At 66.6% G+C, this 19,416-nt stretch carries 10 protein-coding genes; 7 read left to right on the top strand and 3 right to left on the bottom strand.

Going from position 1 to position 19,416, the window contains the following annotated elements; genetic code table 11:
* Window positions 1-14 precede the first annotated feature (14 nt).
* The 5 genes from MJO54_RS23325 (at window position 15) to MJO54_RS23305 (ending at window position 14,024) form a co-directional block, all read left to right on the top strand.
* On the top strand, window positions 15-1,616 hold the full coding sequence (locus MJO54_RS23325; RefSeq protein WP_064888814.1) for a glycosyltransferase family 87 protein: 1,602 nt from the start codon (window positions 15-17) through the stop codon (window positions 1,614-1,616).
* A gap of 97 nt (window positions 1,617-1,713) precedes the next feature.
* Complete coding sequence (locus MJO54_RS23320) at window positions 1,714-3,012, top strand: MFS transporter (protein ID WP_239652165.1); 1,299 nt, start codon at window positions 1,714-1,716, stop codon at window positions 3,010-3,012.
* A gap of 92 nt (window positions 3,013-3,104) precedes the next feature.
* The gene (gene pks2, locus MJO54_RS23315) at window positions 3,105-9,437 is read left to right on the top strand and encodes a sulfolipid-1 biosynthesis phthioceranic/hydroxyphthioceranic acid synthase (RefSeq protein ID WP_240175476.1); all 6,333 of its coding nucleotides are present in this window, start codon (window positions 3,105-3,107) and stop codon (window positions 9,435-9,437) included.
* Between the two features lie 69 nt (window positions 9,438-9,506).
* On the top strand, window positions 9,507-10,922 hold the full coding sequence (locus tag MJO54_RS23310) for a condensation domain-containing protein (protein WP_046285287.1): 1,416 nt from the start codon (window positions 9,507-9,509) through the stop codon (window positions 10,920-10,922).
* An 84-nt stretch (window positions 10,923-11,006) separates the two neighbouring features.
* On the top strand, window positions 11,007-14,024 hold the full coding sequence (locus MJO54_RS23305; protein ID WP_259602754.1) for an MMPL/RND family transporter: 3,018 nt from the start codon (window positions 11,007-11,009) through the stop codon (window positions 14,022-14,024).
* Between the two features lie 9 nt (window positions 14,025-14,033).
* On the opposite strand, the gene MJO54_RS23300 is transcribed toward MJO54_RS23305, so the two are convergent.
* Genes MJO54_RS23300 through MJO54_RS23290 form a run of 3 tightly spaced genes read right to left on the bottom strand, consistent with a single transcriptional unit; the run spans window position 14,034 to window position 17,635 of the window.
* A complete protein-coding gene (locus tag MJO54_RS23300; RefSeq protein WP_064888809.1) occupies window positions 14,034-15,131 on the bottom strand; it encodes a PE-PPE domain-containing protein in 1,098 nt (365 codons plus the stop codon).
* 52 nt (window positions 15,132-15,183) lie between these two features.
* A complete protein-coding gene (locus tag MJO54_RS23295) occupies window positions 15,184-15,861 on the bottom strand; it encodes a GAP family protein (RefSeq protein WP_046285281.1) in 678 nt (225 codons plus the stop codon).
* A gap of 34 nt (window positions 15,862-15,895) precedes the next feature.
* The gene (locus tag MJO54_RS23290; RefSeq protein WP_240175475.1) at window positions 15,896-17,635 is read right to left on the bottom strand and encodes an AMP-binding protein; all 1,740 of its coding nucleotides are present in this window, start codon (window positions 17,633-17,635) and stop codon (window positions 15,896-15,898) included.
* A 218-nt stretch (window positions 17,636-17,853) separates the two neighbouring features.
* Between MJO54_RS23290 and MJO54_RS23285 the strand changes: the two genes are divergently transcribed.
* Together MJO54_RS23285 and MJO54_RS23280 are read left to right on the top strand one after the other, a co-directional pair.
* Window positions 17,854-18,579, top strand: coding sequence for a sensor domain-containing protein (locus MJO54_RS23285; RefSeq protein WP_046285279.1), 726 nt, complete (start codon window positions 17,854-17,856; stop codon window positions 18,577-18,579).
* A 33-nt stretch (window positions 18,580-18,612) separates the two neighbouring features.
* On the top strand, window positions 18,613-19,410 hold the full coding sequence (locus MJO54_RS23280; RefSeq protein ID WP_165797892.1) for a sensor domain-containing protein: 798 nt from the start codon (window positions 18,613-18,615) through the stop codon (window positions 19,408-19,410).
* The last annotated feature ends 6 nt before the right edge of the window (window positions 19,411-19,416 follow it).

The raw sequence follows: 19,416 nt of genomic DNA, 5'->3' as shown, positions 1-19,416 counted from the left end.
CGACCGAACGAGCGATGCGCTCACCGCGCCGGCTGGCGGCGGACCTGCGCAGTGCCGACGACCGCGACCTGCCCAGCCGCACCGATGTCGTCGGCCGGGCACTGTCGAACACCATCGGTGGGCCGGTCGGGCGCCATGCGCTGATCGGGCGGACCAGGTTCATGACGCCGCTGCGGGTGATGTTTTTGATCGCCGTGCTGTTCTTGGCTCTGGGCTGGACCACCAAGTCGGCGTGTCTGCAGAGCACCGGCAGCGGCAGCCCCGACCAGCGGGTGGCCAACTGGGACAACGAGCGCGCCTACTTTCAGCTGTGTTACTCCGACGTGGTGCCGCTCTACACTGCGGAGCTTCTGGATCAGGGCAAGTTCCCGTACAAGTCCAGCTGGGTGGAGAAGGACTCGTCGGGCAAGGAACAGACCCGCTACGACGGCTTGCCCGCCGTCCGCTACATGGAATATCCGGTGCTGACCGGGCTGTACCAGTACTCGGCGATGGCCCTGGCAAAGACGTACACGGCGATCACCAAGGTGTTGAAGATCCCGGCGTTGAGCGGGGTCGCCGAGGTGGTGGTGTTCTTCGACATCGTCGCGTTGGGTCTCGCACTGGCCTGGCTGGCGACGGTGTGGTCCACCGCCGGGCTGGCCGGTCGGCGCGTCTGGGACGCCGCGTTGGTGGCGGCTTCGCCGCTGGTCATCTTCCAGATCTTCACCAATTTCGACGCGTTGGCGACTGCGTTCGCCGGGGCCGGTCTGTTGGCTTGGGCGCGCCGGCGCCCGACCGCGGCCGGGGTGCTGCTCGGGTTGGGCACTGCCGCCAAGCTGTACCCGGTACTGCTGCTGTTCCCGCTGCTCGTGCTGGGTCTGCGTACCGGTCGGCTGCGAGAGGTCAAACGCACCGTGGTGGCCACCGCGGTCAGCTGGCTGGTGGTGAACCTGCCGGTCCTGCTGTATGCGCCGCGGGGCTGGAGTGAATTCTTCCGGCTCAACTCCCGCCGCGGCGACGACATGGATTCGCTCTACAACGTGGTGAGGTCGTTGACCGGCTGGCAGGGCTTCGACGGCGATCTGGGGATGTGGCAGCCCCCGACGATGCTCAACGGTGTCGTCGCCGCACTGTTCGCGCTGTGCTGCCTCGGAATCGGCTACATCGCGCTGACCGCACCACGGCGCCCGCGGGTGGCGCAGTTGGCGTTTCTGGTGGTCGCGGCGTTCCTGTTGACCAACAAAGTCTGGAGTCCGCAGTTCTCGCTGTGGCTGGTGCCGCTGGCGGTGCTGGCCCTGCCGCACCGTCGGCTACTGCTGGTCTGGATGACCGTCGATGCGCTGGTCTGGGTACCGCGGATGTACTACCTCTACAGCGTTGCGGATCGCAGCCTCCCCGAGCAGTGGTTCACCACCACGGTCTTGTTGCGCGACCTGGCGGTAATGGTGCTGTGCGCATTGGTGATTCGGCAGATCTACCGCCCGGAATCGGACCTTGTGCGTGCCCACGGATGGGCCGACGACCCGGCCGGCGGGGTGTTCGACTACGCACCCGACGCCCCTCCGGCCTGGCTGCCGGCCCGGCGGTTCAGCGAGGCTCGACGGAGGAGAGGCGAAGCTGGGACCGCCGCATGAATCCCGGTTGCGCCCCAGGCCGTACAGATCCGGCGGACCTGGGCTTAACGGGAACCGGGGCGCAGGTGGGTGCACAACAGCTATAGGGTTTGTGCCCGTGCGGAAACCCCCGTGGTTGGCGTGGGCGCTCTGGGACTGCGGAGCCACCGGCCTCAATGCCATCACCATCACGTTCGTCTTCTCGGTGTACCTGACCGCTTCGGTCGGCGAGGGCGCCAGCGCGTCGCCGGCCAGCTGGCTGGGCCGGGCGATGGCCATTGCCGGGATCGTGGTGGCCCTCATGGCTCCACTGACCGGCAACTCGATCACCGATCCACGGCGGCGGCGCCTGGCGCTGATCGTGTTGAGCGGCACGGTTGCCGCGTTGACCGCGTCGATGAGCCTGATCCGCAATGACCCGCGCTACCTATTGCCGGGTTTGGCACTGTTGGCGGTGACGGCCGCCTGCAGTGATCTGGCGACCGTGCCTTACAACGCGATGTTGCGGTCGGTCACCACCCCGGAGAATTCCGGCAGGGTTTCCGGCTTCGGTCTGGCCGCCGGTTACCTCGGCAGTGTGGCGCTGCTGCTCGTGGTCTACGTGGGCTTTGTCGCCGGGGAAGGACCCACCGTGGGTCTGCTGCACCTGCCGACCGCCGACGGGGTGAACGTGCGAGCGGCGATGCTGCTGACCGCGGCCTGGTTTGTGGTCTTTGCCCTGCCGTTGTTGGGCAGAGCGCCGAAATCGTGCTCCGAAAGCTCCGTGGCCACTGTCCCGCCGGACGCCGCCACGAAGGGCTTCCGCCAGCTGCGGGCCGATCTGGTCGCCGAATGGCGCCGCGACCGCAACATCGTCTATTACCTGTTGGCCAGCGCGGTGTTCCGGGACGGGCTTACCGGGGTGGTCGCGTTCGGGGCGGTGTTGGGGGTCAATGTCTACGGCATCTCCGCGGCCGATGTGCTGTTGTTCGGCGTTACGGCCAGCACCGTGGCGGCGGTCGGGGCGGCGCTCGGCGGACTGCTCGACGAGCGCATCGGTTCCAAGGCCGTGATCCTCGGTGCGTTGGCGTCGATGATCGTGGTCGGGCTGGTGTTGCTGACGCTGTCGGGACCCCTGACGTTCTGGGTCTGCGGCCTGTTGCTCTGCCTGTTCATCGGCCCAGCCCAGTCGTCGGCGCGTACCTTGCTGCTGCGGCTGAGTGCCGCCGGAAAGGAAGGCCTGGCGTTCGGCCTCTACACCACCACCGGGCGGGCGGCGACGTTCCTGGCGCCGACGCTGTTCTTCACCTTCGTAGATATGTTCGGCGCCGACCGGGCCGGCCTCGGAGGCCTGTTGGTAGTGTTGGCCGCCGGATTGATGGCGATGCTGCCCATTCGGGCACCGTCGCGGCAAAGTGAACTACTGGACCGTCGTTGAGGACTCAAATAGTGGTTTAGTGGCCTGTTATCAGAACCGTGGTTTACTCAGCCGCAAATCAGTCGTGACCTTGCTGTAACCTCGCCAGCGCGATGAGTACCGCTCCCACACCCCCCTCCAGCCCATCCGCTTCACCGGTCGCCGTTATTGGGATGGCTTGCCGACTTCCCGGCGGCATCGATTCGCCGCAACGGTTCTGGGATGCATTGCTGCGCGGCGCGGATTTCATCGACGAAGTCCCCGCCGAACGGTGGGACGTCGACAGCTACTACGGCTCCGAACCGGGCACGCCGGGACGTTCGGTCTCCCGCTGGGGCGGCTTCCTGGACACCATCGGCGCGTTTGATGCCGACTTCTTCGGCATGACCGAGCCGGAGGCCATCGCGGTCGATCCGCAACACCGCCTCTTGCTGGAGACCGCGTGGGAGGCCGTTGAGCACGCCGGAATCGACCCGGCGGCCTTGGCTCGATCGCAGACCGGTGTCTTCGTCGGCCTGACGCACAGCGACTACGAATTGCTGTCCGCAGAGCACGGCGCCGCTGAGGGACCCTACGGATTCACCGCCACTAACACCAGCTTCGCTTCGGCCCGCGTGTCGCAGGCCCTGGGACTTCACGGGCCGGCAGTCACGGTGGACACGGCGTGTTCCTCGGGACTGATGGCGATCCACCAGGCCTGCCGCAGCCTGCAGGTCGGCGAAAGCGAGCTGGCCCTGGCGGGCGGTGTGTCGGTGATGCTCGAACCCCGCAGGTCGGTTGCCGACTCGCAGCAGGGCATGTTGTCCCCGACCGGCCGATGCCGGGCGTTCGATGCCGACGCCGACGGATTCGTCGCGGGTGAAGGCTGCGTGGTGTTGCTTCTCAAGCGATTGCCCGAGGCCGTACGCGATCACGACCGCATCCTGGCGGTGCTGCGCGGCAGTGCCGCCAATCAGGCCGGCGGCACCGGAACGGCCGAGGCGCCGTCGACGCCGGCGCAGGTCGCGCTGTATCAGGCCGCCTTGGCCGCTGCCGGCGTCGAGGCCGCGACGGTGGAGTTGGTTGAAGCACACGGTCTGGGTGCCCCGGCCGCGGATCTGTCGGAGTATGCCGGACTGGCCGCGGTCTACGGCACCGACGACCGCTGCTTCCTGGGGTCGGTCAAGACCAACTTCGGGCACTGCCAGTCGGCATCCGGACCGCTGGGCCTGATGAAGGCGATCCTGGCACTGCAGGACGGCACGGTGCCACAGCATTTGAATTTCACCCGGCTGCCGGACCAGCTGGCCGGGATCGAGACCAATCTGGTTGTGCCGCTGGATAACACGACCTGGCCGGCCAGGGCGGGCCATCCGCGTCGGGCCGCGGTCTCGTCGCATGGTCTGTCTGGCACCAACGTGCACATCATCGTCGAGCAACCACCCGTGTCGGAGGTACCGGACGCGGCCACCGAATCGGCGACAGAAGGCGGCCGGCTTTTCCCGATATCGGCCACCTCCGCCGACCAGCTGCGGGTGACGTCGGCCCGGTTGGCGGACTGGGTCGACGAACGCGGCCCCGCGATGACTGACACCGGTCTCGCCGATCTCGGCTACACCCTGGCGCGGCGTCGGTCACATCGGCCGATACGAACGGCCGTGGTGGCGAGCAACTTCGGTGAACTCGGAGAGGCGCTGCGCGAAATCGCCGGCAATGACCTGGCCTATCAGCCGGCCATCGAATCCGACGGCCGCGGGCCGGTGTGGGTGTTCTCCGAACAGACTCCCGAGTGGACCAAGATGGCGGCATTGCTCGCCGAAGAACCGGCGTTCGCGGCCGCGATCGCGCAGATGGAACCGGTCGTCGCCGAAGAGTCCGGCTTTTCACTCGCCGAAACCATCGCTGCCGAGCTGCCGCCGACCGACGTCGAACGAGCGCAGCCGACGAACTTCGCCATCCAGGTCGCACTGGCCGAAGCGATGAAGGCCCATGGGGTTCGGCCGGGCGCCGTCATCGGGCATTCGCTCGGGGAGGCGGCGGCGGCCGTCGTAGCCGGCGGGCTGACCCTGGAGGACGGGGTCCGCGTCGCCTGTCGCCGGTCACGGTTGATATCGCGAATCGCCGGCAGCGGTGCCATGGCCACCGTGGAACTGCCTGCACAGCAAGTACTGTCGGAGCTCTCCATTCGTGACGTATCCGACGCGGTGCTCGCCGTGGTTGAGTCGCCGATGTCGACAACCATTGCCGGCGACCAAGAGGCCGTTCGCGACCTGGTGGCCAACTGGCAGCAACAGGGAGTGCCCGCCCGCGAGGTGGCGGTCGCGGTTGCCGCGCACTCGCCACAAGTCGAACCGGTCGTCAATGAACTGGCTCAAGTCCTCGCCGACCTGAAGCCGACTGAGCTCGAGATCCAGTACTACTCCGCAACATTGTGGTCGCCACGTGACCGGCCGGCATTCGACGGCCAGTACTGGGCGGACAACCTGCGTTACATGGCGCGGTTCGCAGCGGCTGTGCAGGCGGCGATCAAGGACGGCTACCGGGTGTTCGGCGACCTGGCGTCGGACTCGCGGTTGGCTGCGGTTCTACAGCAGAATGCCAGCAGTCTCGATATCGGGATTGCTGCACTGGCGGCCATCTCCCGAGAGCGCCAGTCCCGGAACGGATTGCGCGGATTCGTCGCCGACCTGCACAGCGCAGGAACGGCGGTGGACTTCGCTGCGCAATACCCGTCCGGGAATCTGGTAGAGGCGCCGCTGCCGAGCTGGAACCACCGCGAGCTGATATTCAGCAGGGAGGACATGGACGCCACTCCGCGCGGGGCGGCGGTCCGGGCCGTGCACCCGTTGTTGGGAGCGCACGTCCACCTACTGGAGGAGCCCGAACGTCACGTCTGGCAAGGCGAAGTCGGAATTATGTCGCACCCGTGGCTCGACGATCACCGGGTCCACAACATGGCCATCCTGCCCGGGGCCGCCTACTGCGAGATGGCTTTAGCCGCCGCTCGTGCCAGCCTGGGCGGATCCAGCGAGATTCGTGACGTCCGATTCGAACAGATGCTGCCCCTCGACGACTGGACGTCGGTGTCCTCAGGGGCCGCCGTGGTGGCACCCGGTGTCCTGGACTTCTCGGTGCACACCCATCAGGGCCGCGACCGCGTTGATTGCGCAACCGCGGTGTTGCAGGCTCGGTCGGATGTACGCCAACCGGCGGTCCGCGACATCGCCGCGTTGCTCGCGGCTCACCAGGACCGCGTGGACGGGGCCGAACTGCGAAAAACGGCCGAACGTAACGGAATTCAATACGGACCGGCCTTCGCGGGTTTGGTAGCGGTTCGTGTCGGCGACGGCCGGCACACCATCGGTGCCACGGCATTGGCCGAAGTCGCGCTGCCAGGGCGGGTCCGCCCTGAGCAGGGGCTCTATGAAATCCATCCGGCCCTCCTCGAAGCGTGCATCATGTCTGCTGTCATGCGGCCCGACGTTCCGCGCGCCGGCGACGGCGGACTGCTGCGGCCGGTTGGCGTGCGCAGCCTGCGCCGCCATCATCTGATCCGAGAAGTGCGGTACTGCCTGAGCACAGTGACAGCGGCGCGAGCCGACGCCTGCGAGGCCGATCTGGAATTGATGGACGAATCGGGCAATGTGTTGCTCACCGTCGAAGGTCTGCACTTCGCGGCCGGCCGGTCGGAGATCGAGTCCGATGTGCGCACTCTTGATGAGCGCCTGCTGACCATCGAGTGGGAGCGGCGCGATCAACCGGCGGCGGCGTCGACCGATGCCGGAAGCTGGCTGTTGTTGAGCATGGCCGACGCCACAGACACCCTGACCGGCCGCCTCGGTGGGGCGCTCAATGGTGAAGGGACACAATCCGACACGGTTTCGGTGCCGATGAGGCGCGGCGATGTGGCCGCGGGCCTGAACGGAGCGCTCGATGGCCGCGCCGGGATTGTTGTGGTCACCCCGCCGGCGCTCGAGGCTGCCAACCCCGCTCAGCGTGGCCGCGACTTCGTGGCCTATCTGTTGGACGTCGTGAGGCAGATGGTGGCGCTACCCGGGGAGTCACCGCGGTTGTATGTGGTGACCAGGGACGCCGCCACTGTGCGAGCGGGGGACCGGCCCAACCTGGAACAGGCCGGCCTGCGTGGACTGATACGGGTCATCGACTCGGAGTATCCGCACTTGAAGGTCACCCAGATTGATGTCGATGGCGACGCCGCCGAACACGACGAGGCCTTGGTCGCCCACCTTGCGGCGCAACTCCAGGGCGGGTCTGACGAGGACGAGACCGCTTGGCGTGACGGTGATTGGTACACCGCGCGGCTGCGCCCCGGCCCGCTCGGCCCAGCCGATCGGCGGACCACCGTAGTTGAGCACGGCCAAGACTGCCTGCGCCTGCAGCGCAATGACCCGACTGAGCCCGAATCATGGGAAGCAGTCGCCCACCCCCGGATTGCGCCCGGCAGCGGTCAGATCGAAGTTGCGGTGACGGTCGCCGGAGTCAATTGGGCCGCGGCGACTCCCGTCGAGTACTCCGCCGTTGAGCCACATCTGCAGCAGCTGGGCGTCGATTTCGCGGGCGTGGTGACTGCTGTGGGCCCGGATGTCACCGGCCACCGGGTGGGCGACCGGGTCGGCGGGATCTCGCCCGACGGCTGTTGGAGCACGTTCATCACCTGCGATGCCCGGCTGGTGGCCACCCTGCCGGCGGAACTGCCTTTGACCGAAGCCGCCGCGTGGCCGACCGCATACGTCACCGCCTGGTATGGGCTGCATGACCTTGCGCACGTCACCTCAGACGACAAGGTGCTGATCCATTGCGCAACCGGCGGCGTCGGTCAGGCCGCGATCGCGATCGCACGGGCGGCCGGATGTCAGATCTTCGCCACGGCAGACAGTCCGCGGCAGCGACAACTGTTGCACGACCTGGGTATTGAGCACGTCTACGATTCCAGCAACCTTGAGTTCGCCGATCGGATCCGCCACGACACGGACGGCTACGGTGTCGACGTAGTGCTCAACTCGCTGTCCGGGGTGGCGCAACGCGTCGGAATCGAACTGTTGAGCTTCGGCGGCCGGTTCATCGAGCTGGGCAAGCAGGACGTCTACGGTGACAGCCGGCTTGGGCTTTTCCCCTTCCGTCGCAATCTGTCGCTGCACGTCGTCGACTTGGCGTTGCTGGCGCACAGCCATCCAGAAACGGTCCAGCGACTGCTGTGCACCGTTTACCGAAACGCAGCTGACGGCAGACTTCCGCAACCGCCGACCACGCATTACCCCTTGCTGGACGCTTCCATCGCGCTGGGCCTGGCTGACGGCGATGACTGCGCGGCAACGGTTTTGCTGGACCTGCCGCAGACCGGCAGCACGGTCGCGGTGGTGCCACCGGCCCAGGCCCAGCTGTTCCGGGACGATGGCGCCTACATCGTCACCGGTGGCACCGGTGGAGCCGGGTTTTACCTGGCTGCTGAGATGGCCGCAGCGGGTTGTGGCCGCATCGTGCTGAGCGGCGATTCGGCACCGGACAGCCAAGCGCAACGGACTATCGAGCGGTTGCGTGCACTGGGCACCGATATTCAGGTGGAATGCGGCGATATCGCGGAGCCGGAGACGGCCGGTCGGCTGGTGGCAGCGGCGACGGCGTCCGGGCTGCCGGTGCGCGGTGTGCTGCATGCGGTTGCCGCGGCAGGCGAAGCACCGTTGACCGAGATCACCGGACACCTCGTCGACCGTTGCTGGGCGCCGAAGGTCTACGGCGCGTGGAACCTGCACCAGTCGTTGCAAGAAGAGGCCGCCGCACAATCGTTGGACTGGTTCTGCGCGTTCTCCTCGACGGCGGCGCTGATCGGGTCGCCGGGCCAGGGCGCCGCCGCGGCAGCTGACAGTTGGTTGGACGCGTTCGGGCGCTGGCGCCAGGCCCAGGGCTTGCCGGCCACCGTGATCGGTTGGGGGCCGTGGGCCGACACCGGCAGCTCCGCTGTCTCCGCCGACGGAGCGCACGCTGCCATCACATCCGCCGAAGCCGCCCGCGCCTTCCGCGCGATGTTGAGCTACGGACGCGCCTGGGCCGGATACGCGCCGATCACCCGTGCACCGTGGTTGACGGCGTTGGCACACCGCAGCCCGTTTGCCGAAGCGTTCCGGCCGGTACGCCAAAGCAGTCCCGACGCGCAGAGGTTCCTTGCTGAGCTGAAGGAACTCCCGCGCGACGAGTGGTTGGGCTCGATACTGCGCCTGGTCTCCGACCAGATCAGCCTGCTGTTGCGACGTACCGTTGACCCGGACCGGCCGCTCCCCGAATACGGCCTGGATTCGTTGGCTAGCTTGGAGTTTCGTACCCGGATCGAAACGGAGACCGGGGTCCGGGTCGGCCCTGCCCAGCTCACCACGGTGCGCGGACTGTCCCAGCACGTGTGCGACCAGTTGGCCGCCCGTGTAGAAAATGCGGACTCTCCCGGTGGTAGGTAGTTTGAGTCGGCCGGCCGCTGTCCCGAGCCGCCAGCTGAAGTGTTTTTCGCCCGAGCAGAGGAGCAGACGGTGCGTGTAGGGCCATTGGCGTTGGGGACGTTGGCGGACTGGGAGCCCGAGGCCGGTCCCACTGTGGTGTGGCAGCCGTCGGATGCTGCGCTGGCCGCGGCGCGACGGGCGCCGGTCAACGCCGTGCCGGCCAGCTACATGCAGGAACAACACATTCGTGGCTACATCGACCAGACCGCCGTCGGACTGGACTACTCGCGCCTGATGGTGCTCAGTTGCGACATGGCGGGCCGCTGCGATCGGCGTGCCATCGACTACATCATCAATGCGCATGTACGCCGGCACGAGACCTACCGCAGCTGGTTCGAGCACGCCGACGACGGAAGCCTCATTCGCCACGTCATTGATGACGCGGCCGATATCGCGTTCGTCCCGGTCGATCACGGCGAACTGACGCTGCCGCAGGTACGTGAGCTGCTGACTGAGACGCCCGATCCGTTGCAGTGGGACTGCTTCCGGTTCGGGATCATTCAGGGCAAGAGCCACTTCACGTTCTTCGCCAGCATCGACCATGTGCATGTGGACGCGGCGGTCGCCGGGGTGACGTTGATGGAGCTCTATTTCATGTACAACGCGCTGGTGGCCGGCGGGGCGCCGCTGGAGTTGCCCCCGGCGGGAAACTACAGCGAGTTCTGCGTCCGTCAGCACGAGTTCACCTCTGCGCTCACCCAAGAGTCGCCCGAGATTCAGGCATGGCGAAGCTTCGCCGAAAGCAACCACGACAGCCTGCCGGGTTTCCCGCTGCCGCTCGGCGACCCGACGCAGCCGTGCCCGGCGGCCATGGTCACCGCCACCATGCTGGATGAAAGGCAGACCGTCGATTTCGAGTCGGCCTGCACCGACGCGAGCGCCCGTTTCATCGGTGGCGTGTTGGCGTGCTGCGGCTTGGCGCAGCAGGAGTTGACCGGCGATGCGACCTATTACGGACTCACCCCGCGGGACACCCGCAGATCCCCGGACGATGACCTCACCCTGGGCTGGTTCACCGGTCTGATTCCGATCACCGTTCCCATCGGTGAGTCTTCGTTTGCGGACGCCGCCAAGGCCGCGCAGGTTTCCTTCGATTCCGGCAGAAGCCTGGCGGACGTGCCCTACCAGCGGGTGCGGGAGTTGGTCCCCAGCTTGGGCAAACCGCCGCCGAATTTTCCCGTCGTCAATTTCATGGACGCCGGGGCCGCGCCGTTGTCGGCGTTGATCGCCGCGGGCCTGGACGACCTGAACATCGGCGTGTTCAGCGACGGCCGCTACTCGTATCAGATGTCGCTCTACGTGATTCGGGTGCAAGAGGAGACCGCGGTCACCGCGGTGTTCCCGGACAACCCGGAGGCCCACGAATCGGTGGCGCGCTACCTGACGTTGTTGAAGTCCGTGTTTGAGCGAATTGCCGAGCAGGGCCGCGGGGAAAAGGTCGCATGAGCCCAACTCCATTCGCTGCGACACGCACGCCCAGTAGCTGCCGCCGGAGGTGAACCCATCTTCAGCCGGCTAGGCGACTTCGTCGTGCGGCGCCCGTGGCCGGTGATCGGCTTCTGGGCGCTGCTGGTCGTGCTGCTGCCGCTGTTCGCGCCGTCGCTCACCGATATGGCGCAGCGACATCCCGTCGCGGTGCTGCCCGCCGATGCCCCGTCGGTCGAGGCCGCCGCCAAGGTGTCCGCCGCCTTTGACGAGGACGGCTCGGAGAACGTGCTGACCGTTCTGCTCACCGATGAGGCGGGCTTGGATCGAGCCGATGAGAAGGTCTACCGCGCGTTGGTGGACCGGCTGCGTCTCGATACCGAAGACGTGGTGATGCTGCAGGACTTTCACACCACCCCGGCGCTGCGGGAGGTGCTCGTCAGCGGTGACGGCAAAGCCTGGATCCTGCCGGTCGGGCTGGCGGGGGACTTGGGCACGCCGGAGGCCTACGCGGCCTACGTCCGAGTCGCCGAGATCGTCAAGGAGACCGTTGCCGGGTCGACGCTGACCGCCGACGTCACCGGCCCAGCGGCCACGGTCGCCGACCTGACCGATGCCGGAGCGCGCGACCGGTTCGCGATCGAGCTCGCGATCGGTGTCCTGCTGCTGTTCATTCTGGGCGTCATCTACCGCAATCCGCTGACCATGTTGCTGCCCCTGATCACCATCGGCGTATCGATGGTGGCCGCGCAGGCGGCAGTCGCGACCGCGTCACTGGTGACTGGAATGGCCGTTTCCAACCAGGCCATCGTGATGCTCAGCGCCTTGATCGCCGGCGTGGGAACCGATTACGTCGTCTTCCTGGTCAGCCGCTACCACGACTACATCCGGATGGGATCCGGTACTGCCGAGGACTGCCAGCGCGCTGTGCAGCGGGCCCTGGCATCGATCGGCAAGGTGATTGCCGCATCTGCGGCCACCGTTGCCATCACCCTGCTGGGGATGGGCTTTGCCAAGCTGGGGGTGTTCGCCACGGTGGGCCCGGTGCTGGCGATCGGGATCGCGGTGGCGTTCTTGGCGGCGGTCACGTTGCTTCCGGCCATCCTGGCGCTGGCCGGGCCGCGCGGATGGGTGGCACCACGCCCCGAACGCGCTGCGCGGTTCTGGCGCCGTACCGGTGTGCGAATCGTTCGGCGCCCCAGGACGTATCTGGTCGGCAGCCTGGCGTTGTTGCTGGCGTTAGGCAGTGCCGCCGGGCTGATCCGGTTCAACTACGACGACCGCAAACAACTACCGGATTCCGTTGACAGCTCAGTGGGATATGCGGCGCTGGACCGGCACTTCCCGGTGAACCAGACGATCCCCGAGTACCTGCTGGTCCAATCTCCCAACGATCTGCGCACGCCGCGGGCTCTTGCCGACATGGAGCAGATGGCGCAACGGATCAGCCAGATCCCGGGTGTGGCCGCTGTCCGCGGTGTTACTCGGCCGGGTGGTCAGTCCCTCGAAGAGGCCAGGGCCACTTATCAAGCCGGTGAGGTCGGGGGCCAGCTGGGTGAGGCCGCGGGCTTGATCGCTGAGCGCGATAGCGACCTCAACCGGCTGACCACGGGCTCCAGGAAGTTGGCAAACGGCCTCGGAGATCTGAACGCCCAGGTCAGCCAGTCGCTCGGCAGCGTGCGCAGCCTGGTCGACGCGTTGGCGTATCTGCAGACGCAGTTCGGGGGCACCAAGACGTTCGGTGAAATCGACCAGGCCACCAAGCTGGTCAACAGTATCCGGGCGCTCGGCGATGCCCTCCAGGTGACCTTCGCCGGACTCGCATCCAGCTTCGACTGGGTCGATCCCGTCACCGAGTCCCTCGATGCCAGCCCGACATGCGACGCCAATCCGATTTGCGGGACGGCGCGAGCCGAGTTCCACAAGCTACAAAACGCCCGTGCCGCAGGCACTCTCGATGAAATCTCCAGTCTGTTTCGTCAGCTGCAGTCGGCGCAGCCCTCGCAGACGCTGTCGTCGGCGGTCAACGGGCTCAGCCGCTCTTTACAGTCAGCATCGCAGTCTCTGCATGCGCTGGGATTCGACAGTCCTCGTCGGGTGCAGCGGAAGATCATTGAGATGCAGAACGGCACCAACGAGCTCGCCAGCGCCAGCCGTCAGGTGGCCGACGGGGTGCAACTCCTGGTCGACCAGACCAAGGAGTTGGGATTGGGCCTCGACACCGCGTCGGCGTTTCTCATGACGATGGGCCACGACGCTTCCGAACCGTCGATGGCGGGATTCAATGTGCCCCGACAGGTGCTGGCCACGGAGGAATTCAAGGAACTGGCCCACACCTTCGTTTCGGCCGACGGGCATTCGGTGCGGTATTTCATCCAAACCGATGAAGATCCGTTCAGCACCAAAGCCATGGACCAGGTCAACACGATCCTCGCGACCGCCCAAGCGGCGCAACCCAATACCGTGCTGGCGGACGCCTCGATCTCGATCTCCGGCTACCCGGTCACTCTGCGCGATATTCGCGATTACTACGACCGGGACATCCGGCTGATCGTCGTCCTGACGACGCTGGTGGTGCTGCTGATTTTGACCGCCCTGCTGCGCTCGGTCATCGCCCCGATCTACCTGGTGGGCTCGGTGATCATCTCGTACCTGTCGGCGATCGGGCTCGGTGCCCTGGTCTTCCAGGTCATATTGGGGCAGCAACTGCATTGGAGCGTGCCAGGTTTGGCGTTTGTGGTGCTGGTGGCCGTGGGAGCCGACTACAACATGCTGCTTGCGTCCCGATTGCGCGACGAGTCACCGCTGGGCGTGCGCACCAGCGTTATCCGCACCGTTGGGTCTACCGGCGCGGTGATCACCGCTGCGGGCCTTATTTTCGCCTCGGCCATGTTCGGACTGTTGTTCGCCAGTGTGGGTGCCGTCGTGCAGGGCGGCTTTGTGATCGGCGCCGGCATCCTTGTCGACACGTTCGTGGTGCGCAGTATCACCGTGCCCGCCGCGGCGGCGCTGCTGGGACGGGCCAATTGGTGGCCCGCGCGTCCGTGGCTACAGCCCCGGCCCGATGACCCGAAACGGGGCACCGCCAAAGGCGAAGTGGTCGAGACGGTGGCCGACGCCTGACGCCGTGCGTCAGCCGGTGAAATTGAAGAAGCTGCGAAGCTTGCCGACGGTGTCATCGACGGCGCTGCTGGTCTCCGGTCCCAGAACCTCCACCACATTCATGCCGGCCGGGTGGACTGAGATCGGCCGGGTGGCGGGGTCATCGTTGCGGGAGTAGCCGGCGTCGACCTGCGGTTGGAGGAAGCCGTCGAGCTGATCGACCACGTCGTCTGGCATACCCAGGAACCGCAGCGGCATAGTCAACGGCAGGTGATTGATGGGAATCAGATACGTCGTTGTGGTGGCGTTGCGGGAATTAATGGTGGATCGGACGTTCTGCGCGGGCACGTCGGCAGGAGTGGTGAATGCGGACGGCGTATGCACGATCGCGGCACCGAGCAGGGCGTTGGCGACGGACCACAGATTGTCGGGCCGGTCGGGGAAGTCGGCCATGCCGTCATAGGCGGCGACGATCCGATTGGTGTCGTATTGGCTCTCCACCTCGGGGGGCATGACGTAGTCCTCGAGCGGCAGCCGGCTGCCCGGCGCAAAGAGTCCGGAAAGAAAGCTCTTCCCGAAAGCGTGCTTGCCCATGGGTGAGCCGATTGTCGTGAACTGCAACATGTCTGCCGGCGGTGCGGCGGGGTCGTTGGCGAGCCGGACCTGCTCCTTGTCGAGCGCCATGGTGCCCTGCGACAAACCGACGACGCTGGCTGGCTGGGTGCCGCGGCGAATCACCGCGTCGAGGTTGTCGGCGGCCGCGTCGACCGCTGCGGACACGGTCACGTTGTCGCGCTTGGCGTCGGGAGCGAACATGGTGGGCACCCACCGGAACATGGCACCGGCCGGGTAGTCGATGATTTCCCGCTTCTTGTTCGGGAAATAGCCCGAACCGGCACGCCGGGTGTAGTCCGCCCACGGGATGCCGGGCGGCCGGGCGCCGCCGACTGCGTAGACGACATCGACGTTCGAAGCATCGCCCACCGGTGCCGGCGTCGGAGCCGGCGCGGGCGCAACCCAGGGGGTATCGGTCGGACGTGCCGGGGCTGCGGTCGCGGTACTGGCACTTAGCCCGCTAGCCGAACCGGCGAGCCACACCGCGAGAGCTCCGGCGACCAGTCGTTTCATCGCTAACCCCTTCAGCCGTGCAGGCCCGCTGTCGGGCCCGACGTCCACCTTCTCATAGACCTAGAACACCGGCAGTGCATAAGACACCGCCTACGGCGGCCAGCAACGCGGCGACCTGGCCCGGACGACGTTGCCGACCCCACTGGTGCAACGCGGCCATGAACCCGCGGGTGGCGTCCGGAGCCACCAGGTAGGCCAGCAGCGGAATCTCGACCAGTGCAAACGCCAACGCATTGAATGTCAGCAGCGCGGCGATCTTCGTGCTGGTGGCGGCGCCGGATGCGACGATGATCGCCAATGCGGCCAGGTAGTCCACCGACGGCAGCGCGATACCCAAACCGGCAGTTCCCGCCACCCACAGCGACCGGCCCTTGAGCAGTCGCTGTGCCCGAGCAGAGAATCTGACCGGGACAGAATCGGCGCGGGCCGGGCGCATCGCGCCCGGCCGCGCCGTGACGAGTCTGACCGCGAGAACGGTGGCCGTCAGCAGCGCCAGCGCGCCGATGAGGATCTGGACCCTGGGCAATGTCAGTCCAGAAGACTCGGTCAAGGTGGACGGAAGAACGAACAACACCACCAGGCCGCCCGTTGTCCCCATGACGAAACCGCCGCACAGGAACGCCATCAGTTGCAGTACCGGCTTGGGCCGGTTCAGCATCAGCAGCGTCAAACCGATGCGGACCGGCTCAACGCTGGTGGCAGCAGCCATCACGAGCAGGGCTATCCACATGCGGCGACTTCGTAGCGCGGGGACGCGGCCCGGCTCAGCGGTCCATACGGGTGAACTGCTGGCTCTGGTACTGCTCGACGCAGGCCGCCCGGCGCACCTTGCCGCTGGTGGTGATGGGAATCGATCCCGGACCAACCAGCACCACATCAGCGACGGTCACCCCGTGGGCCTGAGAGATCGCTGCCTGCACATCGTTCTTCAGGACGGCCAGGCGCTGCGCCGCGTCCTCGGCGGATTCGCCACGATCCCGAACTTCGATGATGGTGACCAGCGTCTCGTCCTCGTTGACCGGAACCGAGATGGCCGCGACCCGACCGCCGCTGATCTCTTGAAGGGTGGCTTCGATGTCCTCGGGGTAGTGGTTGCGCCCGCGGATGATCAGCAGATCCTTCATGCGGCCCACGATGAACAACTCACCCTCGGAGATGAATCCGAGGTCACCGGTCCGCAGCCACGGGCCGCTCGGGGTGCCCTCGGACGCCCTGACAAGGGTCGCCTCGAACACTTCCTGGGTCTGTTCTGGCTTGTTCCAATAGCCGGCAGCGACGTTGGCGCCGGCTGTCCAGATCTCGCCGACGGTTCCCACGGAGCACTCGGCGCACGTTTCGGGGTCCACGATCCGCACCGCAGGCGACTTCGGCACACCGTAGGTGAGCAGGGGCGTGCCGTCCGGAGCCTCGCACCGCTGGGCGCTGCCGCGTGTCAACTTCTCCGATTCGAAGTAGACGGTCTGGGGCGGGCATTCCACGTCCAGGGTGGCGACATACAGAGTCGCCTCGGCCAACCCGTAGGCAGGGTGCAGGGCCCGAGCGCGGAAGTTATAGGGGGCGAACCGGTTGAGAAAGCGCTCCAAAGTCGCGGGATGGACGCGTTCACTGCCGCTGACGATGCCCAGCACGTCGCCCAGATCAAGTCCGGCCATGTCTTCTTCGGTGGTCTTTCGCACCGCCAGTTCGAAGGCGAAGTTCGGTGCCGCCGTAAACGTTCGGGTGTGGCTGGCCATCGCTTGGACCCAGCGCGCCGGACGCTGCAAAAACGCCACCGGACTCGTCAGCTCGCAACGGTAGCCACCCAGGATGGGTGCGATGATGCCCAGGATCAAGCCCAGATCATGGTAGAAGGGCAGCCACGACACGATCGTGGTGTCCGGCGGTGCCACCCCGTTGAACTCCGGGAAGTAGCCCGCCATGAACTGCCGGAAGTTCACCTGAAGGTTGCGGTGCGAAACCATCACGCCAGCCGGAAGCCGAGTCGAGCCCGAGGTGTACTGCAGATAAGCCACCCCACCGGAGTCGACAGGTTGCTCACCCATGGCGACGCTGGCGTCCAAATCCAAGGCGTCGACTTCGACGACGGTTGCCGTGGCGTCGGCCCCGGATTCCCGGACGTACTCAGCGACAAGATCCGCCGCCCCGGTCGTGGTCAAGACGACGGTGGGAGCGGTGTCGGTGAGAACGGCGCTGACCCGCTCGTCGTGCGCGCCGGGATGCGGCACCGGCAGCGGCACGGCGATGAATCCCGCTTGGATGGCGCCCAGGAAGCCTGCGATGTAACCGAGGCCCTGCGGGGCCAGGATTACCGCGCGGTCCCCGGCAGACCCGTGCTGCTGGAGTTCCTTGGCGACATTGAGGGCGCGCCGATACATCTGTGACCACGACAGCGTCTCGGCGACACCGTCCCAGTTCTGGTCGTAATCGGTGTAGGTGAACGCCGGCTCGTCGGGCGCGAGGGAGGCGCGTTCGCGCAACAAAGTTAACAAGGAAACATCAGACATTCCGGTGAGGCTACCGTCACAGCGCGAGATGTGCCGCGCAACGTTGTGCGGTGAGGACCTTGTACCTCAATTTCGCCGCCGCGACCTCCACCCCCCGCTGGCCCTCGCCCCGGCAGCAGCCGGACGGCATGCCCGTTACCGCCGGACAGCGACCCGGCCAGCGGCTACGATCGTGACGATCTTGGCTCGAGCTGCCACCGAGAGATGCGGGACATCCGATGAACCGTTCAGTTCAAGCCGCGGCGTGCTGCTCGCTGGCCCTGCTGGCGACCGTTGGCTGCAGTGCGACCACGGGTGAAATGCCCGTCGACGCGATGATGGCCAACGTGTCTTCGGCTCCCAAGACGCCCGGTCTGGCGTCCACGGATGGGTTGCCGCCCGGACGGGTCGGCGCGCTGCTGCTCTCCGACGACGATGTCAGTGCCGTCGTCGGGCTGCCGATGCACGGAAAGGGCAGTTGGCAGGTACCCAGCGCCGAGGTCACGTTGCGCGATCGCAACGAGTGCAAGGCTCTGACGCTTTCCGGCAAAGATTTCTGGACCACGGACTACACCGCGTATCGCCAGGTCTCGCAGCAGGACAGTGACGACATGAACTTCTTTACCTGGCAGGGCGTGGCCGCCTACGAGAACGGACGAACCGCGTCGCGGGTATTCCGCCGGACGATCAATGCCGATCTGCAGGCGCGCTGCCGGACGGCGATGATTCCCGCCGAGAACGATGAGCATGCGGCCTGGCACGTCGATTCCCTCACAGTCACCGACTCGAAGCTGTCCGTCGTCTTGTCGGAACAACGTGACCAGCAGAGCACCGGATGGCGCTGCGCAACACAGATTCGCCTGCAGCGCAATGTGATACACCGTGACGGGGCATGCCAGACCGGAAACCCCTCGACAACCACGCAGCAGATAGCGGATATAACGTCGAACCGGATCGGGGGCTGACGCATGGACGACGGACCGGCGAGGAGCGACGTGATGAAACGGGTATTGGCCGCAGTGGGCGTCGCGGGCCTCGTGGCGATGGCGATGCTGGGGTGTTCGCGCAGCGACGACCAGGATGGCGGATCCGCCCAGGCCGTCAGGCTGCCATCGCCCGGTGACACCACCAAGGCCGAGACCTCAGAGGCGGTGGCTCCCGCCGGGGAACCCGCTCGCCGGTCCTCGATGTCAACGGTTCCGCCGCCGCTGGTCCTGCCGGATCGGTTGCGCACACTGCCGGTGCCCGCGGACGTGTCCGGTCCCATCGTCGGCTCGCCCTTGGGTTTTGAGAAGCGCTTCGACCAGCCGGCGCCGCCGGTGGCGCTGGACGAGCACGCCGAGTGCACGGTGTTGCTCGGCCCGGCCATGCCCGCTTTCGGCTTCGAGTGGACGGCCTACAAGGGCGCCCAGCAGAAGGATCGGGAAGAGAACGCCGACGTCGTCGTCGGCCAGGGCGTGGCTTCTTACCCCGACACCGACAAGGCACGCGCGGCGTTCAGCGCGGCGTTCCCCGCCGAGCTGCGCAAGTGCGAGGGGGTCGCGGTGCACAATCCGCGTGACACCGATGCGAAAGTCACCTGGCAGTTCCACGTCCCCACCGTCGACGGGACCCGAGCACAGTGGAGCCGGGTGCAACTGGCCGACGGCAAGCCGCTCGACTGGAGCTGCGCCTACGAGGCCGACGTCAAGAGCAACGTTCTGCTGTACACCTCGGTGTGCCGGCGCGGCGCCGGCGGGGCTGAGGCGGCGGCGAAGCTCGCCGAGCGGCTGATGGTCTGGATTCCGGCAACCTGACCGGGG

It is taken from the genome of Mycolicibacter virginiensis, from assembly GCF_022374935.2.
In the GTDB taxonomy this organism is placed as follows: Bacteria; Actinomycetota; Actinomycetes; order Mycobacteriales; family Mycobacteriaceae; genus Mycobacterium; species Mycobacterium virginiense.
The sequence above is the reverse complement of the archived record's forward strand: the minus strand, read 5'-3'. Positions and strand labels throughout refer to the sequence as shown.

What these genes read in the sequence shown, in the direction of transcription:
- MJO54_RS23295 (WP_046285281.1), bottom strand. Translation starts at nt 15,861, where the DNA reads ATGTGGATAGCCCTGCTCGTGATGGCTGCTGCCACCAGCGTTGAGCCG.
- MJO54_RS23290 (WP_240175475.1), bottom strand. Translation starts at nt 17,635, where the DNA reads ATGTCTGATGTTTCCTTGTTAACTTTGTTGCGCGAACGCGCCTCCCTC.
- pks2 (WP_240175476.1), top strand. Translation starts at nt 3,105, where the DNA reads ATGAGTACCGCTCCCACACCCCCCTCCAGCCCATCCGCTTCACCGGTC.
- MJO54_RS23280 (WP_165797892.1), top strand. Translation starts at nt 18,613, where the DNA reads ATGAAACGGGTATTGGCCGCAGTGGGCGTCGCGGGCCTCGTGGCGATG.
- MJO54_RS23285 (WP_046285279.1), top strand. Translation starts at nt 17,854, where the DNA reads ATGAACCGTTCAGTTCAAGCCGCGGCGTGCTGCTCGCTGGCCCTGCTG.
- MJO54_RS23300 (WP_064888809.1), bottom strand. Translation starts at nt 15,131, where the DNA reads ATGAAACGACTGGTCGCCGGAGCTCTCGCGGTGTGGCTCGCCGGTTCG.
- MJO54_RS23325 (WP_064888814.1), top strand. Translation starts at nt 15, where the DNA reads ATGCGCTCACCGCGCCGGCTGGCGGCGGACCTGCGCAGTGCCGACGAC.